The sequence below is a fragment of the Pseudomonas sp. PK-RTE-24 genome (assembly GCF_054052265.1).
On the sequence record NZ_CM133224.1, the window covers coordinates 676,042 to 694,404 of the forward strand.

Annotated in this window: 19 protein-coding genes; 6 read left to right on the forward strand and 13 right to left on the reverse strand. The window is 61.3% G+C overall.

Going from position 1 to position 18,363, the window contains the following annotated elements; translation table 11 throughout:
• Positions 1 to 85: 85 nt before the first annotated feature.
• Together gliR and ACV8MC_RS03070 are read left to right on the forward strand one after the other, a co-directional pair.
• Positions 86 to 1,102, forward strand: coding sequence for an AraC family transcriptional regulator GliR (gene gliR, locus ACV8MC_RS03065; protein WP_457264420.1), 1,017 nt, complete (start codon positions 86 to 88; stop codon positions 1,100 to 1,102).
• Between the two features lie 479 nt (positions 1,103 to 1,581).
• On the forward strand, positions 1,582 to 1,947 hold the full coding sequence (locus ACV8MC_RS03070) for a DUF6124 family protein (RefSeq protein WP_252883149.1): 366 nt from the start codon (positions 1,582 to 1,584) through the stop codon (positions 1,945 to 1,947).
• Positions 1,948 to 2,199: 252 nt separating this feature from the next.
• Here the strand turns inward: ACV8MC_RS03070 and ACV8MC_RS03075 are convergent, their stop codons facing one another.
• From ACV8MC_RS03075 to ACV8MC_RS03105, 7 genes are all read right to left on the reverse strand, one after another.
• Entirely contained in the window at positions 2,200 to 2,568 is a 369-nt protein-coding gene (locus ACV8MC_RS03075) for a glyoxalase superfamily protein (protein WP_016771789.1), read from the reverse strand.
• 198 nt (positions 2,569 to 2,766) lie between these two features.
• Positions 2,767 to 4,224: an N-acyl-D-amino-acid deacylase family protein gene (locus ACV8MC_RS03080; RefSeq protein ID WP_457264421.1), complete on the reverse strand. Its 1,458-nt coding sequence runs from the start codon at positions 4,222 to 4,224 to the stop codon at positions 2,767 to 2,769.
• Between the two features lies 1 nt (position 4,225).
• Entirely contained in the window at positions 4,226 to 5,086 is an 861-nt protein-coding gene (locus ACV8MC_RS03085; protein ID WP_457264423.1) for a MurR/RpiR family transcriptional regulator, read from the reverse strand.
• A 16-nt stretch (positions 5,087 to 5,102) separates the two neighbouring features.
• Positions 5,103 to 6,452, reverse strand: a complete 1,350-nt coding sequence (locus ACV8MC_RS03090) for a GntP family permease (RefSeq protein WP_457264425.1) — start codon at positions 6,450 to 6,452, stop codon at positions 5,103 to 5,105.
• 365 nt (positions 6,453 to 6,817) lie between these two features.
• Positions 6,818 to 7,711 carry an NAD-dependent epimerase/dehydratase family protein gene (locus tag ACV8MC_RS03095; RefSeq protein ID WP_457264427.1) on the reverse strand — a complete coding sequence of 298 codons (894 nt, stop codon included), beginning with the start codon at positions 7,709 to 7,711 and terminating at the stop codon, positions 6,818 to 6,820.
• Positions 7,712 to 7,814: 103 nt separating this feature from the next.
• Positions 7,815 to 8,726 carry a LysR substrate-binding domain-containing protein gene (locus ACV8MC_RS03100; RefSeq protein ID WP_457264429.1) on the reverse strand — a complete coding sequence of 304 codons (912 nt, stop codon included), beginning with the start codon at positions 8,724 to 8,726 and terminating at the stop codon, positions 7,815 to 7,817.
• A gap of 108 nt (positions 8,727 to 8,834) precedes the next feature.
• A complete protein-coding gene (locus ACV8MC_RS03105) occupies positions 8,835 to 9,425 on the reverse strand; it encodes an NAD(P)H-dependent oxidoreductase (protein ID WP_016771795.1) in 591 nt (196 codons plus the stop codon).
• Between the two features lie 181 nt (positions 9,426 to 9,606).
• On the opposite strand from ACV8MC_RS03105, the gene ACV8MC_RS03110 reads away from it, so the two are divergent.
• Entirely contained in the window at positions 9,607 to 9,921 is a 315-nt protein-coding gene (locus tag ACV8MC_RS03110; RefSeq protein ID WP_457264432.1) for a putative quinol monooxygenase, read from the forward strand.
• Here the strand turns inward: ACV8MC_RS03110 and ACV8MC_RS03115 are convergent.
• Positions 9,911 to 10,675 (reverse strand): sulfite exporter TauE/SafE family protein, encoded by a 765-nt coding sequence (locus ACV8MC_RS03115; RefSeq protein ID WP_457264434.1) that lies wholly within the window; start codon positions 10,673 to 10,675, stop codon positions 9,911 to 9,913. The genes ACV8MC_RS03110 and ACV8MC_RS03115 overlap by 11 nt on opposite strands.
• A 216-nt stretch (positions 10,676 to 10,891) precedes the next feature.
• Between ACV8MC_RS03115 and ACV8MC_RS03120 the strand changes: the two genes are divergently transcribed.
• Positions 10,892 to 11,830: a LysR substrate-binding domain-containing protein gene (locus ACV8MC_RS03120; RefSeq protein ID WP_457264435.1), complete on the forward strand. Its 939-nt coding sequence runs from the start codon at positions 10,892 to 10,894 to the stop codon at positions 11,828 to 11,830.
• A 42-nt stretch (positions 11,831 to 11,872) separates the two neighbouring features.
• Complete coding sequence (locus tag ACV8MC_RS03125; RefSeq protein ID WP_016770579.1) at positions 11,873 to 12,223, forward strand: cupin domain-containing protein; 351 nt, start codon at positions 11,873 to 11,875, stop codon at positions 12,221 to 12,223.
• 233 nt (positions 12,224 to 12,456) lie between these two features.
• Here ACV8MC_RS03125 and mmsB read toward each other — a convergent pair whose 3' ends face one another.
• Positions 12,457 to 13,344, reverse strand: a complete 888-nt coding sequence (gene mmsB / locus ACV8MC_RS03130) for a 3-hydroxyisobutyrate dehydrogenase (RefSeq protein WP_016770578.1) — start codon at positions 13,342 to 13,344, stop codon at positions 12,457 to 12,459.
• Positions 13,345 to 13,354: 10 nt separating this feature from the next.
• Positions 13,355 to 14,881 carry a CoA-acylating methylmalonate-semialdehyde dehydrogenase gene (locus ACV8MC_RS03135; RefSeq protein WP_457264438.1) on the reverse strand — a complete coding sequence of 509 codons (1,527 nt, stop codon included), beginning with the start codon at positions 14,879 to 14,881 and terminating at the stop codon, positions 13,355 to 13,357.
• Between the two features lie 149 nt (positions 14,882 to 15,030).
• Between ACV8MC_RS03135 and ACV8MC_RS03140 the strand changes: the two genes are divergently transcribed.
• Positions 15,031 to 15,978, forward strand: coding sequence for a LysR family transcriptional regulator (locus tag ACV8MC_RS03140; protein ID WP_076565624.1), 948 nt, complete (start codon positions 15,031 to 15,033; stop codon positions 15,976 to 15,978).
• Here ACV8MC_RS03140 and ACV8MC_RS03145 read toward each other — a convergent pair.
• From ACV8MC_RS03145 to ACV8MC_RS03155, 3 genes are read right to left on the reverse strand one after another with little or no spacing between them, the layout of a single operon-like run.
• Positions 15,975 to 16,475, reverse strand: a complete 501-nt coding sequence (locus ACV8MC_RS03145; RefSeq protein WP_191622424.1) for an OmpA family protein — start codon at positions 16,473 to 16,475, stop codon at positions 15,975 to 15,977. The genes ACV8MC_RS03140 and ACV8MC_RS03145 overlap by 4 nt on opposite strands.
• A complete protein-coding gene (locus ACV8MC_RS03150) occupies positions 16,475 to 17,743 on the reverse strand; it encodes a diguanylate cyclase domain-containing protein (RefSeq protein ID WP_236169248.1) in 1,269 nt (422 codons plus the stop codon). The genes ACV8MC_RS03145 and ACV8MC_RS03150 overlap by 1 nt, the downstream gene beginning before the upstream one ends.
• Positions 17,740 to 18,309, reverse strand: a complete 570-nt coding sequence (locus ACV8MC_RS03155; protein WP_041477864.1) for a YfiR family protein — start codon at positions 18,307 to 18,309, stop codon at positions 17,740 to 17,742. Before ACV8MC_RS03155 ends, ACV8MC_RS03150 begins: the two co-directional genes overlap by 4 nt.
• Between the last annotated feature and the right edge of the window lie 54 nt (positions 18,310 to 18,363).

Genomic DNA, 18,363 nt, shown 5'->3' on the forward strand with positions numbered 1-18,363 from the left:
CGTCCGGGCATTTACTTTCGCCGGGCAATCCACTTACCTTGCGCCATTCATTCGCTCACGCGCCGTCGATCAAAGGACCGCGACCATGCCATCGCTCGGCTTCACTTCCGTTCCGCCGCTGCTCAAATACCTGCGTCATGCCGAACAGTTGGGCATGGCCATCGAGCCTGCATTGGCGGCGGCCGGGTTGCAGGCGCAGCAGTTGAGCGACAACACCTTGCGCCTGCCGGGTGAGGTTCACGAGCGCTTGCTGGATTATTTCTGCGAGCACTCCGGCGATGGGTTGTTCGGGCTGCATGCGGCGAATTTCGTCCTGCCCAATTCGTGGAGCGTGCTCGGTTACATCACCATGAATTGCGCGACGCTGGGCGATGCGATGAGCCGGATCATGCCGTTCGAAAAACTCGTCGGCGACATGGGCGTCAGCCGCGCCGAGGTGCAGGGCGAGCACGTGCATCTGATCTGGGCCTGCCGTTACCAGCGGCCACGGATTCGTCGGCATCTGGTGGAAAATGTGCTCGGTTCGTGGCTGCACTATGCGCGCTGGATCGCCGACACGCAGCTGTCGCCGGCCTGCGTATGGCTGGAGCATGCGCGGCCGGATGCGGTGACGCTGGCCGAGTACGAGGCGTTTTTTGGTTGCCCGGTGCTATTCGATCAGGCGTATTCGGCGCTGGTGGTGCCGCTGGCGTATTTGCAATTGCCGCTGCGTCAGGCCGATGCGCAATTGCTGCGAACCCTGGAAGAACACGCGATGGGTTTGCTGGCGACGCTGGAAGATGCGTCGCTGGCGCAGCAGGTGAAAAACATCCTGCGCGGTTTGCTCAAGGAGGGCTTGCCGCGCAAGGAGCAAGTGGCGGAGCAGCTCAGCGTCTCGGTGCGCACGTTGCAGCGGCAATTGCAGCAGGCCGGGACGTCGTATCAGCAGATTCTCGATGAGCTGCGTCAGGAACTGGCCGAGCATTATTTGCTCAACAGCACGTTGCCGATTCAGGACATTGCGCAGTATCTGGGCTTCACCGAGCCGCGCTCGTTTCATCGCACGTTCAAGAGCTGGCGCGGGATGCCGCCGGGGGAGTTTCGGCTGCGGAATCGGCGGTGATGCTGATGGCCTCTTCGCGAGCAGGCTCGCTCCCACAGTAGTTCTCGGTTGTCTGCATTTCCGAGTTCACCGCAGATCCCCTGTGGGAGCGAGCCTGCTCGCGAAGGCGTCATTTGCCACACCGATTAAACGCGTCTTGGCACAACTGTTTAAAGCCGCCAGACATTCAGCGAAACCACCCACAATTCCTTGCGCCGCTGCCTACGCCTGCGCCAGAATCCGCCGGCTTGTGCGCCTTGGGGCCTGCCGGTAACTTGATTCGGTCACTGATTTCTCAGTGATCGAGCTTAGCGGCTCGGACAGCATTCCGGTTGTACAAGTCCAATCCGGTCAGGCTCACGCCTGCACTCGATGGTGGCTGTGCGCATGGCATCTTCGGATGCACCGGGTTGAATGCTTACCGGTCCGCTAACTTGCGCACAGCTGCCTCCCTTTGCTTAGCGGCGAAACGGATGCAGCTTCATAAGAGGCAAGCATTCATGTTCAAAGTAACCCCAAACCCGCCAACCACCGACCCGGCATCCCCCTACGAATCCGCCGACTCGAAGAAATTCCACGAAGCCGCCGACCGCGCCCTCGACCATTACCTCGGCCCATCCAGCGCTGAATTCATGGCCCCGCCCTACAAATCCAACACGCTGTACATGGCCAATCCCGAGGCCGACAACGAATCGCTGCTGGCCGATGCCTGCGAAACCCTGGGGTCGGCGACGGTGATGCTCAACGATCAGGCGGGGCTGGTGAACGGCTCGCAGCGCAAGACGTTGCAGGGCATTGCGCAGATTGTGATGGTCGCGGAGATGGCGGTGAATCGGGTGCTGGATCGGCTGGTGCCGACTGATTGAGGGTTTTTGGGGGATTTGGTGTGGGCTGATTTTGGTGGGGTGTCAGGGATTGCCCTCACCCCAGCCCTCTCCCAGAGGGAGAGGGGGCCGACCGTGCGATGCTCACGAAATACGCCGACCTGAAATGATCGCTGTGAATCCATATTCGACACGGTCGTTCAGGTAGACGTTTGAAGCACGGTCAACTCGGTCGGTCCCCTCTCCCTCCGGGAGAGGGCTAGGGTGAGGGGCTTTTGATCTCAGGCATGCAGATCAAAGACTGATCGCATTGGTAAACACCAACCGATTGCCAAACGGATCGGCAATGGTCATGTCCTGACTCCCCCAAGGCATCGCCTGAATCTGCGGATGCGAGAACTTGTAATCCTTGGCCATCAGTTGCTGCTGAAACGCCTCCAGCTCATCGGTCTCGATACGCAGCGCCGAACCCGGGCAGGCATCGCCGTGATGCTCGGACAGATGCAGCACACACTCGCCCCGCGACACCTGCAGATACAGCGGAAAATTCGCTTCGAAGCGATGCTGCCAGTCGATCTTGAAACCGAGAAAATCGACGTAAAACTCGACAGCCTTGGCCTCATCGAAGATCCGCAGGATCGGGGTGGTTTTGCCGAAGCTCATGGGGTGCTCCCTGACTGATTGGCCCCACAGTGTAGACGGGGAGGATGTCAGCAAATCGGCTTGTGGATGGCTTTCTTTAATTGCACAGTGCCACTATGAGACATAGATCAAAAGATCGCAGCCTTCGGCAGCTCCTGCATTGGAATGCGATCTCCTGTAGGAGCTGCCGAAGGCTGCGATCTTTTGGCGCCATCATCATCAATAAAATCCTTCGCGCAAATTACCTTCGCGAGCCAGAAACCGCCCTGCCCTGCTGCCATTCGCCTGTCCGTCGCGATAACTCAAAACGCCGTTGACCCACACCCCTTCAATCCCCTGAGCGGCCCGCTGCGGATCGTTGAAATCGGCCACGTCACGCACGGTCGCCGGGTCGAACAACACCAGATCCGCCCAATGTCCTGCACGAATCTCGCCTCTTTCCTGCAAGCCAAAACGCGCCGCCGACAGGCCGGTCATTTTGTGCACGGCGGTGTGCAGCGGAAACAGGCCGACGTCGCGACTGAAGTGGCCCAGCACCCGTGGGAAAGCGCCCCACAGGCGCGGATGCGGGAACGGGTCTTCGGGCAGTCCGTCAGAGCCGACCATCGAAAGCGGATGGGCGAGGATTCTTCTGACGTCGGCCTCGTCCATGCCGTAGTACACCGCGCCCGCCGGTTGCAGACGTTTCGCGGTTTCTTCCAGCGACAGTTTCCATTCGCCAGCGATGTCGATCAGGTCGCGCCCGCTGACTTCCGGATGCGGTGTTGACCAGGTAATGGTGATGCGGTGCGCGTCGGTGACTTGCTTCAAATCCAGGGTCGAAGAACTCGCCGCATAGGGATAGCAATCGCAGCCGACCGGATGGGTTTTCGCTGCCTCTTCCAGCGCTGCGAGCAATTGCGGACTGCGCCCCCAGTTACCGACGCCGGCGCATTTGAGGTGGGAAATGATCACCGGTGATTGCGCGTGGCGGCCGATCTGAAACGCCTCGTCCATCGCCTCCAATACCGGGGCGAATTCGCTGCGCAAATGGGTGGTATACACCGCGCCGAACGCCTTCAGTTCTTCGGTCAGTTGCATGACTTCATCAGTGGACGCGTTGAAGGCGCTGGCGTAGGCCAGGCCTGTGGATAAACCCAACGCGCCGGCCTCGAGGCTGTCGCGCAACTGCTCGCGCATGGCGGCGATTTCGCCGGGTGTCGCGGTGCGGAACAAGTCGTCGAGGTGATTGCTGCGCAGCGCCGTGTGGCCGACTAGTGCGGCGACGTTCAACGTGGTGTTGGCCGCTTCGACGGCAGCGCGGTAGTCGCTGAAACGCGGGTAGACGAACGCCGCTGCGCTGCCGAGCAGGTTCATCGGATCGGGTGGATTGCCCTTCAAGGTGACCGGCGAAGCGCTGATGCCGCAATTGCCGACAATCACCGTGGTCACGCCTTGGCTGAGCTTGGGCAGCATCTCGGGTTGGCGAATGACCACGGTGTCGTCGTGGGTGTGCACGTCGATGAAACCCGGCGCCAGCACCCGGCCGGCGGCGTCGATTTCTTCGCTGGCGCGGGCGTCAGGCAGGTCACCAATGCGCTCGATGCGGCCATTGAGAATTGCCACGTCGGCCTTATAGCCGGGCGTGTTGCTGCCGTCGATGACCAGCGCGTTGCGGATCAGGGTGTCGTACTGCATGTCAGTCTCCCAGCGGCAGGTGATCGTCGCCGCCACGGTATTCGTCGAGGGCGAGTTTGATTCGCCGCAGACGTTCTTGATTGTCTTCAGGGCTGGCCAGCGCCAGCTCGGTGGCGAGCACGTCGATGGCCAGCAGCATGCCGTAGCGCGCCGCCGTCGGTTTGTAGATGAACGAGGTTTCCGCGCCTTGCAGCGGCAGGACGACGTCGGCCAGTTCGGCCAGCGCTGAATCGCCGCGAGTGATGGCCAGGATGCGCGCGCCGTAGTTGCGCGCCAGCACCACGGTTTCCAAAAGCTCCGGGGTGATGCCGGTCAGCGAGCAGGCGATCAGCACTTGGTCGGCGTTCAGACTGGCGGCGGTCACGCGCATCATCACCGCGTCATGACACACCGCAATCGGGTAACCGAGGCGCACCAGACGCACCTGCAATTCATCGCTGCACAGGGTCGAGCAACCGCCCATGCCGAACGCGTGAATCATCCGCGCCTGACCGAGTAATTTCACTGCGTCGGCAAAGCGCGATTCGTCGAAACCGGCCAGATGCTGGCGCAGCGTGGTTTCGATGTCGCCGACGATCTGCCCGTAGAACGCCGACTGCTCAGGCGTGCCCGCCGGGTCGAGAAAACGGCTGCCAACGCCGCTGGCCTGAGCCAGTTGCAGGCGCAGATCACGCAGGTCGCGGCAGCCGACCGTGCGGGCAAAGCGCGACAGCGTAGCGGTGCTGACCTCGGCGCGTTGTGCGAGGTCTTCGAGGCTGGCGCTGGCGGCAAAGCCGACATCGTCGAGCATCAACCGCGCAATGCGCCCCTCGCCGGCACTGAAGGAGTCCTGGCGGGCGCGGATCTGGTAGAGGATGTCCATGGGCGGCGGGCTCCGGTTACAGCAGGTAGGAAAGGCCGACGGTCAGCGCGAAAGCGACCAGCGAAATCAGCGTCTCGAGCACGGTCCAGGTCTTGAACGTCTGCGCGACCGTCATGTTGAAGTATTCCTTGATCAACCAGAAGCCGCCGTCGTTGACGTGGGAAAAGATAACCGAGCCCGCGCCGGTCGCCAGCACCAAAAGCTCAGGGTGTGGATAACCCAGACCGATGGCCACCGGCGCGACAACGCCTGATGCGGTGGTCATCGCCACGGTGGCCGAGCCAGTGGCAACGCGCATCAGCGCAGCGAACAACCAGCCCATGATCAGCGGCGACAGGTGAAATTCGTGAGCGAGGCCGACGATCTGATCGGTAACGCCGGCATCCACCAGAATCCGGTTCAAGCCGCCACCAGCGCCGACCAGCAAGGTGATGCTGGCGGTGGGCGCGAGGCATTCGTTGGTGAACTTGAGGATCGATTCGCGGTTGAAACCCTGAGCAATGCCCAGCGTCCAGAAGCTCAGCAAGGTCGCCAGCAGCAGCGCGATCACCGAGTTGCCGATGAACAACAGGAACTGGTTGAACGCGCTGCCGGGAGTGGAAATCAGGTTGGCCCAGCCGCCGATCAGCATCAGCACCACCGGCAGCAGAATGGTTGCCATGGTGATGCCGAAACCCGGCAGTTTGTCGCGCGGTTCACGGTCGAGAAATTGCTTTTCCAGCGGGTTGTCCGCCGGCAATTGAATGCGCGGCACGATGAATTTCGCGTACAGCGGGCCGGCGATGATCGCGGTCGGAATGCCAATCGCGATGGCGTACAGCAAGGTCTGCCCGACCGAGGCCTGATAGGCCTGCACCGCGAGCATCGCCGCCGGGTGCGGCGGCACCAGCGCATGCACCACCGAGAGGCCGGCGACCATCGGCAGACCGACCATCAGAATCGACACGCCAACCCGGCGCGCCACGGTGAAAGCGATCGGCACCAGCAAGACGAAACCGACTTCAAAGAACAGCGGCAGACCGACCAGAAACGCGATGCAGACCATCGCCCAGTGCGCGTTCCTCTCACCGAATCTGTCGATCAGCGTGCGCGCCATCTGCTCGGCGCCGCCGGACTCGGCCATCATCTTGCCGAGCATCGTCCCCAACGCCACCACCAGCGCAATATGCCCCAACGTCTTGCCGACACCCGCCTCATACGCACCCACCACCGCCGACGGCGGCATCCCGGCCACCAGCGCCAGGCCCAGGGAAATCAGGGTGATGACAATGAACGGATTGAGCCGGTAACGGGCGATCAACACGATCAGCGCGATGATGGCCACAGCGGCGTAGACCAGCAGCCAATAGCCGAAGGAAGGCGTCATGCGGTACTCCTCGAAAGGGTCACGTTCGAATGGGTTGTGAAACTCATAAATCATTTCGAGATAGAGATTTCAAACCGCATGAAAGTAATTTTCGTGGAGAGACAAGAGGTGTCGTTGGTGGATATGTGTTGTCGTGTTTAATGAAAATCGGAGTGTGGGATTTTCATGGCTTCCTGGCCACCACAAAGTCCCTGTGGGAGCTGGCTTGCCAGCGATGACGGCGCCACGTTCAACATGGGTGGCGACTGATCCACTGCTATCGCTGGCAAGCCAGCTCCCACAGGAATTACATTTTTCCAGGCAGAACGCGGTCACCTGTGGGAGCGAGCTTGCTCGCGAATGGCTTCACTCGGTGCGCGCTGAACTCACACCATTTCGTTACGAATCCATTCAACCACCGACGTGCGCTTCGGCGTCCAGCCCAGCAGTTCCCGGGCGTGTTTGCCGCGTACGCGGCTGTTGGAACCGAGGCCGTAGTTGGCCATTTCATAGCCCCATTCGGCTTCGGCGTCTTGCAGTGGCCAGTCTTGCGGTTTGCCCAGGTTCAGGGCGTCGGCCATGGCGGTGGTCATGTCGATGAACGAGGCTTCACCGCTTTCAACGAAGTAGAAAGTGCCCGGCACATTCCTGGTCAGCGCCAGCAGATACAAGGCGACGACGTCTTCGATGTGCACGTTGGACCAGATGTTCTGGCCGCTGCCAACGTGGCGCACCACGCCGCTTTTGCGCGCCTGCTTGAGCAGTCGCGGCAATTGCACGCTGTCGCGTTTGACGCCAAGGCTGTGGCCGTAGATCAGCGTGTTGCAGATCACCGCCGAGTTCACGCCATCCTTCGCCGCCGCGAGTACGAGGTTGTCGATGGCTACGCGATCGGCCTTATCGACAGTCGGTTGCGGCAGGTGGTCTTCGTAATAAATGACATCGCTGGATTTGCCGCCGGAGGCATCGCCGACGATGCTCGAACCGCTGGTGTGCAGAAAGACTTTATTCGAGCCGCGCAAAGCGTCGAGTAACGCTTCCACCGCACCGCGATGATCGCTGCTGGCAGCGTTGATGACGGCATCGGCAGCACGCGCCTGTTGCGCCAGCAATTGGCTGTCATCGAGGGTGCCGATTACCGCGTTCATGCCCAATGCTTTCAGCTCATCAGCCTGCTCCGCGCTGCGCACCAGGCCGGTGACGTTGTGCCCGGCCTGCACCAGGCCGGTGGCGATGGACCCACCGATAAATCCGGCCGCGCCGGTAACGAATACGTTCATGGAGAAACTCCCTGCGTGAATAAGTGATGCAGCGAGTATCGGCCGATGAAACCCGGCGAAAAACCCGCCCTCGGCCAATTCACTCTTGCGCAGGGATCACGAATCAGCCCTTGAATTCGGCGCTGGCGTAGGCGGCGAGTTTGCCCTGGATAAAGTCGAGGAAACACTGAATGCGCAACGCCAGTTGCGAGTTGCGGTAGTACACGGCGTTGATCGGCTGGCGATAGCCACTGTTGAATTCACCGAGCAGGACTTTCAGGCGTCCGGCGCGGATGTCGTCGATGGTCATGAAATGCGACAGACAGGCAATGCCCTGCCCTTCCAGTGCCAAATGGCGCACGGTCTCGCCGCTGGAAGCGCTGATTGCCGGGGTGATCGGCCAGCGGTCGCCATGCACATAGCGCAGCGGCCATTGGTTGAGGCCTTCGTTCTGGGTAAAGCCGAGCAACGTGTGTTCGCTCAAATCCGCCACTTGTCGTGGCGCACCGTGCTTTTTCAAATAGGCGGGGCTGGCAACAATCATCAACGGACTGCAACCGAGCGAACGCGCGTGCAGCGTCGAATCGGCGAGGTTGCCGATGCGGATGGCGACGTCGGTGCTTTGTTCAAGCAGGTCAATGATCAGGTCATTGCTGTTGAGTTCGAGTTGAATGTCCGGGTACAGCTGCCGGAATTCGTCGATGTAGGGAACGATGGCGTGGAGCATGAACGGCGAGGCAGCGTTGATGCGCAGGCGCCCGGATGGGGTCTGCTGGCGCGAGGACAGGCGTTCTTCGAGTTGATCCATCTGGTCGAGAATCAACTTGGCCTGTTCGAAGAAATACTTGCCCTCCTCGGTCAGGTCCATGCGTCGCGTGGTGCGGTTGATCAGCGTGGTGTCGAGCTTGGCTTCGAGCTTCGACAGCGTGCGACTGACGGCCGACGGCGTCTGGCCGACCTGCTCGGCGGCGGCGGAAATCGAACCGCACTCGATCACGCAGACGAAAATCTGCAACTCATCGGATCTGGCTTTCACGGGTGTCCTCTTTGGAATCGCCAAGATCGCAGCCAATCGCCATGCCCCCTGCGGGACCTACCGAAGGTCGCGATCTTTTGCTGTACCCGGATAGTAGCCCGAAACCCATCAAGCCTTGAGGCCAAACACCTCAGTCAGATGCTGCTCATAGCGCACCACATCATTGTCGATATTCGGACGCTTCATTACGTCGACGCAGAGAAAGGTCGGCAGTGCGGTCATGCCGAGAAATTCGTTGGCCTTGTGGAACGGGAAGTACACCGCGTCCACGCCTTTGGCTTCGAAGAAATCCGTCGGGTCATCGAAGGCTTGCTGCGGCGCGTTCCAGGTCAGCGACAGCATGTATTGCTTGCCCTGAATCAGACCGCCACTGCCGTACTTCTGCGAGGCATCGGAACGGGTGCGGCCGTCGCTGGCGTAGAGGCTGCCGTGCCCTTCGGTGAAGACTTCGTCGATGTACTTTTTCACCGTCCACGGCGCACCCATCCACCAGCCCGGCATCTGATAAATGATCACGTCGGCCCAGAGGAATTTCGCCACTTCTTCGGCAACGTCATAGCCCTCGTCGATAAACGTGGTCTTGACGTCGACACCGCCGCGATCCAGCACGCTCAGCGCGGTTTCGTGCAGGGTGGTGTTATAGCGGCCATCGGAATGGGCGAATTTTTTACCGCCATTAAGCAACAGCACTTTCTTCATCGGAAAACCTCGGCGCAGCCTTTGAGGCTGGATTGAATCAAGAATTGGAATGGCCGCAGATTAACCATCGATCTCGCGCGAAAACAGCCACATCGACGCAAAATACATTTGATCAAAACGCACGAATCGATCGCCAATTGTTGCCGTAGCATCGCCGCTTTCTGCTTTTGAGGAAGTTGTGATGAGTGAACGCCAGGGTTTCATCCTGCACGCCAAGACCCGCCCGGAAAAAGCCGCCGAATTCGAAGCGCTGTTCCGCGCTTACGTCGAGCCAAGCCGCGCCGAACCGGGCTGTATCGAGTACCACATGCTGCGCGACAAGGAAGATCCGACGCTGTTTATCTTCTACGAGATCTGGGCAAGCCAGGCGCATCTGGATGAGCATTCGGCATTGCCGCACATGAAAGCGTTTTTCGCCAGGCGCATGGAGTATCTGCAGCGTGATTTCGATATCCGCGCGATCGACATGCTCAGCGAATCGTCGGCTAGCCGCTGATCAGCAAATGGGCGCCGAGCGCGCCCAGTCCGATAAAGAACACCCGCTTGAACAGCACCGCACTGATGCGCTGACGCAGCCACTGACCGAGCCACATGCCAAGCATGGCCGGGATCAGCGCCAGCAGCGAGGCGCTCAATTCGCCACCGCCGAGTGCGCCGTGCCAGAGCAGCCCAGCGGCCAGCGCCAGGGTCGAGACGGTGAAGGACAGGCCGAGCGCCTGCACCAGCTCATCGCGGCTCAGCCCCAGCGCTTGCAGGTACGGCACCGCCGGAATCACGAAGACGCCGGTGGCGGAGGTGATGACGCCGGTGATCAGGCCACACAGCGGGCCGAGCCACGATTCATGCGCGGATTTGACGTGTAGCGTGGGCAAGAACAATCCGCTCAATGCATACAGCAACAGCGCCGCGCCAAGTCCGCGCACCACCCAATGTCCGCTGGACATGCCGAGCCAGAGGGTGCCGATGCCGGTGCCGAAGAAGATCATCAGCAGCATGGGCCAGAGGCGTTTGATCAAGCTTTTCAGGTGACCACCGAAGGCCAGTTGCCAGAAATTGGTGAGGGTCGCCGGAATGATCAACAGCGCGGCTGCCTGCGCCGGCGCCATAGCCAGACCGAGCAGGCCCATCGCGACAGTGGGCAGGCCGAGGCCGATCACGCCTTTGACCGTGCCGGCGAGGAGGAAGGTGGCGATGACCAGTAGAGAAAGGGTCAGGCCGAGGGTTTGGTAGAAGTCGGTCAGTGTGTGCATTGGGGTAATGTGCACTGATCCGGGCTGGGGGAAAATCTGCCATATACTTAGGCAGCCTCTTCCTTTGCAAGAGGCTGACATCGGCTTTGAGGCATCTGACCTCTTCGCGAGCAGGCTCGCTCCCACACGGGATCTGCGCTGTACATAAGTCCCTGTGGGAGCGAGCCTGCTCGCGAAAGGGCCAGCCCAGCCACCGCGAAACCACAGGCAAACCCCATGCACTTCGACCTCACCGACCTGCGCCTCTACCTGCATATCCTCGACACCGGCAACATCACCGCCGGCGCCGCCCGCAGCCACTTGTCCCTCGCCGCCGCCAGCGCCCGAATCCGCGCGATGGAAGCCTCGCTGGGCGCCGAATTCCTCGAACGTGGTCGGCGCGGCGTCACCCCGACCCCGGCCGGTAAAGCCCTCGCCCGCCACGCGCGCATTCTTTTGCAACAAGCCGAACGCATGCAGCAGGATCTGGCCGATTACGCGCAAGGCGTCAAAGGTCAGGTGCGGCTGTTATGCAACACCACGGCGATCACCGAGCACCTTCCGGAAGTGCTCGCGGATTTCCTGCACAGCCATCCCAATCTCGACATTGATCTACAGGAACTGCCCAGTGCGCGAATTACCCATGCCTTGCGCGAAGGCGCAGCGGATCTGGGGATTGTGTCCGACGCGGTCGACACCAACGGCCTGCAGACCCAGGCGTTTCGTGATGATCCGCTGGTGCTGATTCTGCCGCTTGATCACCCGTTGTCTGACGCCGCCGGGGTCAGTTTCAGCGACGCGTTGCAGCACGACTTTGTCGGATTGAGCGCCGACAGCGCACTGGCGATTTATCTGGAAGAACAGGCGCTGCACAGCGGCGCACGGATGCAGGTGCGCATTCGCGCCGATGGCTTTGATGGCGCGATGCGTATGGTCGCCCATGGCGCCGGCCTGGCCATCTTGCCGTTGGCCGCTGTCGAACGCGCGACGCTGGAACGGTTCAAGTGCACACCTCTCAATGAGCCATGGGCGCGCCGCGCGTTATTGCTCTGCGCGAAAGACTTCGCCGCGCTGCCGGGTTATGCCCAAGCGCTGTTACAAGCACTTATTGCTGCGCGCGTTTCTGAGCACTCCGATGTCGACCCCAGACAACTGAGCGACGACCGGGCGCTATAGGGTGCGACTTCAATTCTCAAGTCCACCTGCCCGGAGTCCCTCATGACCGCGACCGCCCCTATCACCGTTCTGCGCGACACCCACCCGCTGCCAGTGCTCGACGCCTGCAAATGGGAAAAACTCGAAGGCGACCCGCACACCGTCAACCTCAACGCCTACACCAGCGAAGACGGCAGCAAGATCATGGGCACCTGGATCTGCACACCGGGCAAGTGGCGCGTCGATTATGTGAAATGGGAGTACTGCCATTTCCAGGAAGGCTACTGCGTGATCACCCCGGACGGCATGGCGCCTATCCACTTGCGCGCCGGCGATATCTTCGTGGTTGAGCCGGGCATGAAGGGCACGTGGGAAGTGGTCGAGACCGTGCGCAAATACTTCGTCTTCGCCTGATGCAAAAAAGCCGGGAAATCACCCGACGTGATTTCCCGGCAACACCTGCTGCAATTTTTAAACACACCCCAGTGTTACCTGTGGACATAGAGAACCCTGTGGCGAGGGGATTTATCCCCGCTCGACTGCGCAGCAGTCGCAAACCCTGAGGACTCGGTTTGCCTGACACAATGTAGGGGGCTGCTGCGCAACCCAACGGGGATGAATCCCCTCACCACAAGGGCTGATCGTGATTACTGCGGCTTGCGATAGCTGTTGATGATCGCCGAGAAGTCTTTCCCACCGTCACCGCGCTGACTCATCGCCTGATACAACTGCTGCGCCACCGCGCCGAGCACTACCGGTTGATGCGCCTGCCGCGCCGCTTCAGTCGCCAGCCCAAGATCCTTGAGCATCAGTTCTGCCCCGAACCCGCCGGTATAACCGCGCGAGGCCGGCGCCGTTTCGACGATGCCCGGCCACGGGTTGTACATCTCCGAACTCCAGCAGCGGCCGGTGGAGCTGTTGATGATCCCGGCCAACACGCCGGTGTCGATCCCCAGCGCATCGCCCAACGCCATCGCCTCACTGACGCCGACCATCGAAATCGCCAGCAGCAGGTTGTTGCAGATCTTGGCGATCTGGCCGGTGCCGACTTCACCGCAATGCACGATGTTGCGGCCCATCTGCGCCAGCACCGGTTGCAGGGTGGCGAACAGTTCCGGGGTAGCGCCAACCATAAAGGTCAAGGTGCCGGCGGTCGCGCCGCCAGTGCCGCCGGAGACTGGTGCATCAGCCATGGCCACGCCGTGTTTGGCGGCGGCCGCCGCTACGTCGCGGGCGGTTTGCGGATCGATAGTGCTGCAATCCACCGCCGGCACGCCTTGGCGAATGCCGGCGAGCACGCCCTCTTCACCCAGCCAGACACTGCGCACATGCACCGCGGCCGGGAGCATGGTGATCACCAGTTCGGCATCTTCCGCCGCCTCGCGGGCCGAAGCGCGGATGGTGCCGCCCAGCTGTTCCAGTTCCGCCAGCACGGTTTTGTTCAGGTCGACCAGGTTCAGGGAGTGGCCGGCCTTGATCAGGTTGCGCGCCATCGGCGCGCCCATGTTGCCCAGCCCGATAAATGCGATTTTCATGATCGAATCCTCAGCGCAGGTTGATGGTGGTGTTCACGCCGTCGTTGACGCTGTCGTCATCGAACCAGCGCGCCGTGACCGTTTTGGTCTGCGTGTAGAACTGCACCACTTGCTTGCCGTACGGGCCGAGGTCGCCGAGTTTCGAACCGCGCGAACCGGTGAAGCTGAAGAACGGTACCGGCACCGGAATCGGAATGTTGATGCCGACCTGACCGACGTCGATTTCAGTCTGGAATTTACGCGCCGCCGCGCCGCTCTGGGTGAACAGGCCGGTGCCGTTGCCGAACGGGTTGGCGTTGACCAGCGCAATCGCCTGATCGAGGGTGTCGACTTCCAGCACCACCAGCACCGGGCCGAAGATTTCCTGGGTGTAGATCTGCATGTCGGTGGTCACACCGGAGAACAGGGTCGGGCCGACAAAATTGCCTTGTTCATAACCCGGCACGCTGATGTCACGACCATCGAGTTCAAGCTTGGCGCCTTCCTTGATGCCGCTTTCGATCAGTTCGAGAATCCGCGCCTTGGCCTTTTTCGAAATCACCGGACCGACATCGGTGCCCGGCTCGCTGCCGGCGTTGACCTTGAGTTTTTGCGCCAGTGCTTTCAGGTCTGGCAGCCACTGTTTTGCGGCACCGACCAGCACCACCACCGACGTGGCCATGCAACGTTGCCCGGCCGCACCGAAACCGGCGCCGACCAAGGCATTCAGCGCTTGCTCGCGATTGGCGTCCGGCAGTACCACAGCGTGGTTTTTCGCGCCCATCATCGACTGCACGCGTTTGCCATGTTTGCCGGCCAGGTCATAAACGTGGGTGCCGACAGCGGTAGAACCGACGAACGACACGGCTTTGATGTCCTTGTGCGTGCACAGGCCATCGACCACATCCTTGCCGCCGTGAACCACGTTGAGCACGCCCGCAGGGACGCCAGCCTCAATGGCCAGCTCCACCAGCAACATGGTCGACAGCGGATCCTGTTCCGAAGGCTTCAGGACAAAGGTGTTGCCGCAGGCGATCGCCATCGGGAACATCCACAGCGGAATCATCGCCGGGAAGTTGAACGGCGTGATGCCGGCGCAGACGCCGATCGGCTGGCGCAGAGTGTAAGTGTCGACGCCGCCGGCGACGTTCTCGGCGAACTCGCCCATTTGCAGGGTGCCGATCGAGCACGCGTGCTCGACCACTTCCAGGCCACGGAAAATATCGCCTTCGGCATCAGCAATGGTCTTGCCCTGCTCGGCGCTGAGGACCACGGCGATGCGCTTGGAGTGCTCGCGGATCAGCGCTTGCAACTTGAGCATGATGCGCATCCGCGCGCCGATCGGGGTCAGTTTCCAGGTCTGGAACGCGCGCTGGGCGGCGCTGACAGCGGCATCGACCTCAGCGGCGGTGGCGAACGGAACCTTGGCCAGCACTTGCTGGGTGGCCGGGTTGACGATGCCGTGCCACTCGGTGGTCTGCGACTCGACCCATTCGCCGTCGATCAGCAGTTTGACCTTTTGCAGCGTGGTGTCGTTGGGCGTAAGCGATGCGTTCATGCTGGTCTCCAGAACTTGTTTTTATCGTAGGAGCCAAGGCGAAAGGTTCGCCTTGAGATGAGGCGTGTGTCGCGAATTGGTTGTCGGACTGTTTTTGGAGTATAGATGTGCAAACTTCTAATAAGAACGCACATATAAGCCCGACCATCATGCAAAAAAACATCACCTCGCTAGGCTCGCTGAACTGGGACGACCTGAAGTTTTTCCTCGAAGTCGCCCGCACCCGCAAGGCCAGCACCGCCGCCAAACGCCTGGCCGTCGACTACACCACGGTGTCGCGACGGATCAGTTCGCTGGAAGCGGCGCTCGGCACATTACTGTTCGAGAAATCCCGCACCAGCGGCTTCGTCCTGACCACTGAAGGCCAGCGCTTGCTCGGTTATGCCGAGTCGATCGAAAGCACATTGCACATGGCTTGCGAGCAGGTTTCGGGCTCGGGCGTGGCCCTGTCCGGCCATGTGCGCATGGGCTGCACCGAAGGCTTCGGCAGTTTTTTCATCACCCCGCAACTGAGCCATTTCGTCGACGCCTACCCGGCAATCTCGGTGGACATCCTGCCGCTGCCGCACTTCATCAGCCTGTCCAAGCGCGAGGCCGACATCGTCATCGCCCTCGAGCGGCCGGAGCACGGGCCGTACGTCTGCTGCAAACTCTGCGACTACCGTTTGCAGCTGTACGCAACCCAGGACTATCTGGACAAACACCCACCGATCCGCCGCCCGGCCGACTTGAGCAAGCATCAATTCATCAGTTATGTGGATGATCTGGCGTTCAGCTCGGAGCTGCTCTACCTGGCCAACGTGCTGCCCGGCGCCAGCGCGCATTTGCGCAGCACCAGCGTGATCGCGCAATACGTCGCCGCACAGCAGGGGCGCTCGCTGGCGATCCTGCCGTGCTTTCTCGCCGCACAAGACCCGCGATTGCTGCCGGTGCTGCCGGAGGAAATCGACATCACCCGGCAGTTCTGGATGTACTGCCGCGAGGATCTGCGCAAGTTGAAGCGGATTACGTTGTTGTGGGATTACATCCGCGAAGTGACTGAACGCAATCAGGCGTTGTTGATGGGTGAAACGCGGGAGATGCGCTTTGCCGATTAGTCGGCGCTGACCACGATCGACACCCGGCGATTTTCCGTGCGCCCCGCTGCGGTGTCGTTGGAAGCCACCGGTTCGCTGCTGCCGAGGCCTTGCAGCTGGATGTTTTCCTGCTTCATGCCGACCGTACCGAGGACGTTGGCGACGCTCTTGGCCCGGCGCAGCGACAGTTGCTGATTGTAGGTTTCCTTGCCGGACGCATCGGTGTGGCCATCGACGCGCACCCGCTCGATTCCCACGCCGAGCAACGCCTTGCCGATGCGTTCGACGATTTCCGTGCTGGCTGCGTTCAGGCTTTCGACATCGCTGCCAAACAACACTTTGCCCGACAGGCCGAACTCCCAGCCGTCGTCGGTCAACTCGAAACCCTGCTGTTTGAGCACGGCGACCTGCGCCGGTGTCAGGCCTTTCTGCGGGGCGGTCTGGCAACCGCTCAGGGTCAGCGCGGCGATCATCAGCAATGCGGAAAAAAGTCGAACGGGAAGAGTGAACACGGACATCAGCTCCTGGTATGAACGGAATCGACCGGGCGCTCCGACCCGGCGGTGAATTGCGCGCCACGCGACAGGCGCTTGGCCTGGTACATTGCCGCGTCGGCTGCGTTGAGCAAGGCACCCGGCGTGGCGCCATGATCGGGGTAAACGGCGATGCCGATACTCAGCGAGGTCACCACACTGCTGTCGCCGGGCAGGGTGATCGGCATGTCCATGCTGGCGAGAATCTTGTCAGCGATGTGCTCAGCGTCTTCGACCGTGTGCAGTGGCGCAAGCAGCACGGCGAACTCGTCGCCACCCAGCCGCGCGACCAGATCATCCTCGCGCAATTGCGCTCGCACGCGATTGGCGATGGCCACCAGCACTGCGTCGCCCGAGGCGTGGCCGAAGTTATCGTTGATGCCTTTGAAGCGGTCGCTGTCGAGAAACAGCACGGCGACCCGCTCATCGTGTTTTTTGCCGTTGCGCAAGGCGCGGATCAAGCGGCCTTCAAAAAACGCACGGTTGGGCAAACCGGTGAGGCTGTCGTGGGTCGCTTGGTGAGCGAGAGTTTCGTTTTCGTTTTGCAGATGGGTTTGCCACGACTCGAGTTCGCCGAGCAAGGCATTGAAGTCGTTGCCCAGATTATCCAGTTCAGCGATTTGCGCCGGCGGCACGCGCCGATCCAGCGCTCGCTCACTGCGCGCGGCGTGGGCGACGGAGGCGAGGCTGTGCAATGGGCCAATGATTGCGCGCAGCTGCCGCCGCGCCAGATAGAGCGCGACCCAGGCGCTGATCGCGGTGCAGAGCACAATCCCGGCCAGGCCGCTGAGCAGGAAGCGCATCAGGCTGCCGCCGTGGCCGATGAGCAGGACGCGACCAATTTCACGGTCCTGATGCTCGATCGGCAGGCTGACCGGTTTTTCCAGAAGAGCGCGGGTGATCTGCATTTCCAGCTCGGAGAACAAGCCGGTCTCGACGCGCTGCCATTGCGCAATCAATTGGCCTTGCGCGTCGAGCACTCGGGCATCCGCTACTTCCTCGGTGGCGGCGATGATCGCCAGCGCCTCGGTTGCCGCCGCTTTGTCATTGAACACGACGGCCGCTTCGACGGTGTAGCTGATCGAACGGGCGATCAAATGCAGGTTGTGATCGGCATACACCCGCAGCGCGAGCACGCCCAGCAAGGTCAGCGAAACACTGGCCATCGCTACCGCCACCAGCGCGACAATCAAATGCCCACGGCCAATGACCGAGCCCAGGGTCGGGCGAGCCTTCCAACTGAACAGCTTCATGGCGCCGCCGCTTTGCGACGGGACAACTGCAACACGCTGGGGTGAATGCGCACACCACTGCGAGCCACGGAGTCGAGATTGACCTCGAACGACACTTGTTCATCGCCGACGCGCAGGCAGAACAGACTGCCGACGGTGCATTGATCGTCGGCTTCACTGATGCTCAGCACTGGATGCCCGATCAACGATGCGAACAGGCGACTGCGTTCATCGGCGGTCAGCTTGCCGATGTACACCGCGTCGCATTCGCTGACGATGGCCGGGTTGTCCGCCAGCAGACGCCGCACAGCCACCGGCCGACCCGTGGCTTGGGTGGTGCCTTTGACCAGGTCATCGGTGTATTCGGTGGGGCCGACGATGCACAGACGCAATTGCGCCGGCTCCACTGGCCAGCGTGCGTAACTGAGGATGCCAAGAACCACTTGCGTGACCGCTTTGGCCCGTTGCTCGGCCGGCCCGGTTTGCGCTTGGGCGATGGCGCTGCCCGTGAACAACCAGAGCAAAACGATCAGCAATGCGTGCTGGCAGGCCACCACACGCTGTGTCGCCCAGACGGCCACCTTCATGGAGGGATTCTCTTGGAGCGTAACGAAATGATGCCGCAACGATAGCACAGCGCC

What these genes read in the sequence shown, in the direction of transcription:
- gliR (WP_457264420.1), top strand. Translation starts at nt 86, where the DNA reads ATGCCATCGCTCGGCTTCACTTCCGTTCCGCCGCTGCTCAAATACCTG.
- ACV8MC_RS03070 (WP_252883149.1), top strand. Translation starts at nt 1,582, where the DNA reads ATGTTCAAAGTAACCCCAAACCCGCCAACCACCGACCCGGCATCCCCC.
- ACV8MC_RS03075 (WP_016771789.1), bottom strand. Translation starts at nt 2,568, where the DNA reads ATGAGCTTCGGCAAAACCACCCCGATCCTGCGGATCTTCGATGAGGCC.
- ACV8MC_RS03080 (WP_457264421.1), bottom strand. Translation starts at nt 4,224, where the DNA reads ATGCAGTACGACACCCTGATCCGCAACGCGCTGGTCATCGACGGCAGC.
- ACV8MC_RS03085 (WP_457264423.1), bottom strand. Translation starts at nt 5,086, where the DNA reads ATGGACATCCTCTACCAGATCCGCGCCCGCCAGGACTCCTTCAGTGCC.
- ACV8MC_RS03090 (WP_457264425.1), bottom strand. Translation starts at nt 6,452, where the DNA reads ATGACGCCTTCCTTCGGCTATTGGCTGCTGGTCTACGCCGCTGTGGCC.
- ACV8MC_RS03095 (WP_457264427.1), bottom strand. Translation starts at nt 7,711, where the DNA reads ATGAACGTATTCGTTACCGGCGCGGCCGGATTTATCGGTGGGTCCATC.
- ACV8MC_RS03105 (WP_016771795.1), bottom strand. Translation starts at nt 9,425, where the DNA reads ATGAAGAAAGTGCTGTTGCTTAATGGCGGTAAAAAATTCGCCCATTCC.
- ACV8MC_RS03110 (WP_457264432.1), top strand. Translation starts at nt 9,607, where the DNA reads ATGAGTGAACGCCAGGGTTTCATCCTGCACGCCAAGACCCGCCCGGAA.
- ACV8MC_RS03115 (WP_457264434.1), bottom strand. Translation starts at nt 10,675, where the DNA reads ATGCACACACTGACCGACTTCTACCAAACCCTCGGCCTGACCCTTTCT.
- ACV8MC_RS03120 (WP_457264435.1), top strand. Translation starts at nt 10,892, where the DNA reads ATGCACTTCGACCTCACCGACCTGCGCCTCTACCTGCATATCCTCGAC.
- ACV8MC_RS03125 (WP_016770579.1), top strand. Translation starts at nt 11,873, where the DNA reads ATGACCGCGACCGCCCCTATCACCGTTCTGCGCGACACCCACCCGCTG.
- mmsB (WP_016770578.1), bottom strand. Translation starts at nt 13,344, where the DNA reads ATGAAAATCGCATTTATCGGGCTGGGCAACATGGGCGCGCCGATGGCG.
- ACV8MC_RS03135 (WP_457264438.1), bottom strand. Translation starts at nt 14,881, where the DNA reads ATGAACGCATCGCTTACGCCCAACGACACCACGCTGCAAAAGGTCAAA.
- ACV8MC_RS03140 (WP_076565624.1), top strand. Translation starts at nt 15,031, where the DNA reads ATGCAAAAAAACATCACCTCGCTAGGCTCGCTGAACTGGGACGACCTG.
- ACV8MC_RS03145 (WP_191622424.1), bottom strand. Translation starts at nt 16,475, where the DNA reads ATGTCCGTGTTCACTCTTCCCGTTCGACTTTTTTCCGCATTGCTGATG.
- ACV8MC_RS03150 (WP_236169248.1), bottom strand. Translation starts at nt 17,743, where the DNA reads ATGAAGCTGTTCAGTTGGAAGGCTCGCCCGACCCTGGGCTCGGTCATT.
- ACV8MC_RS03155 (WP_041477864.1), bottom strand. Translation starts at nt 18,309, where the DNA reads ATGAAGGTGGCCGTCTGGGCGACACAGCGTGTGGTGGCCTGCCAGCAC.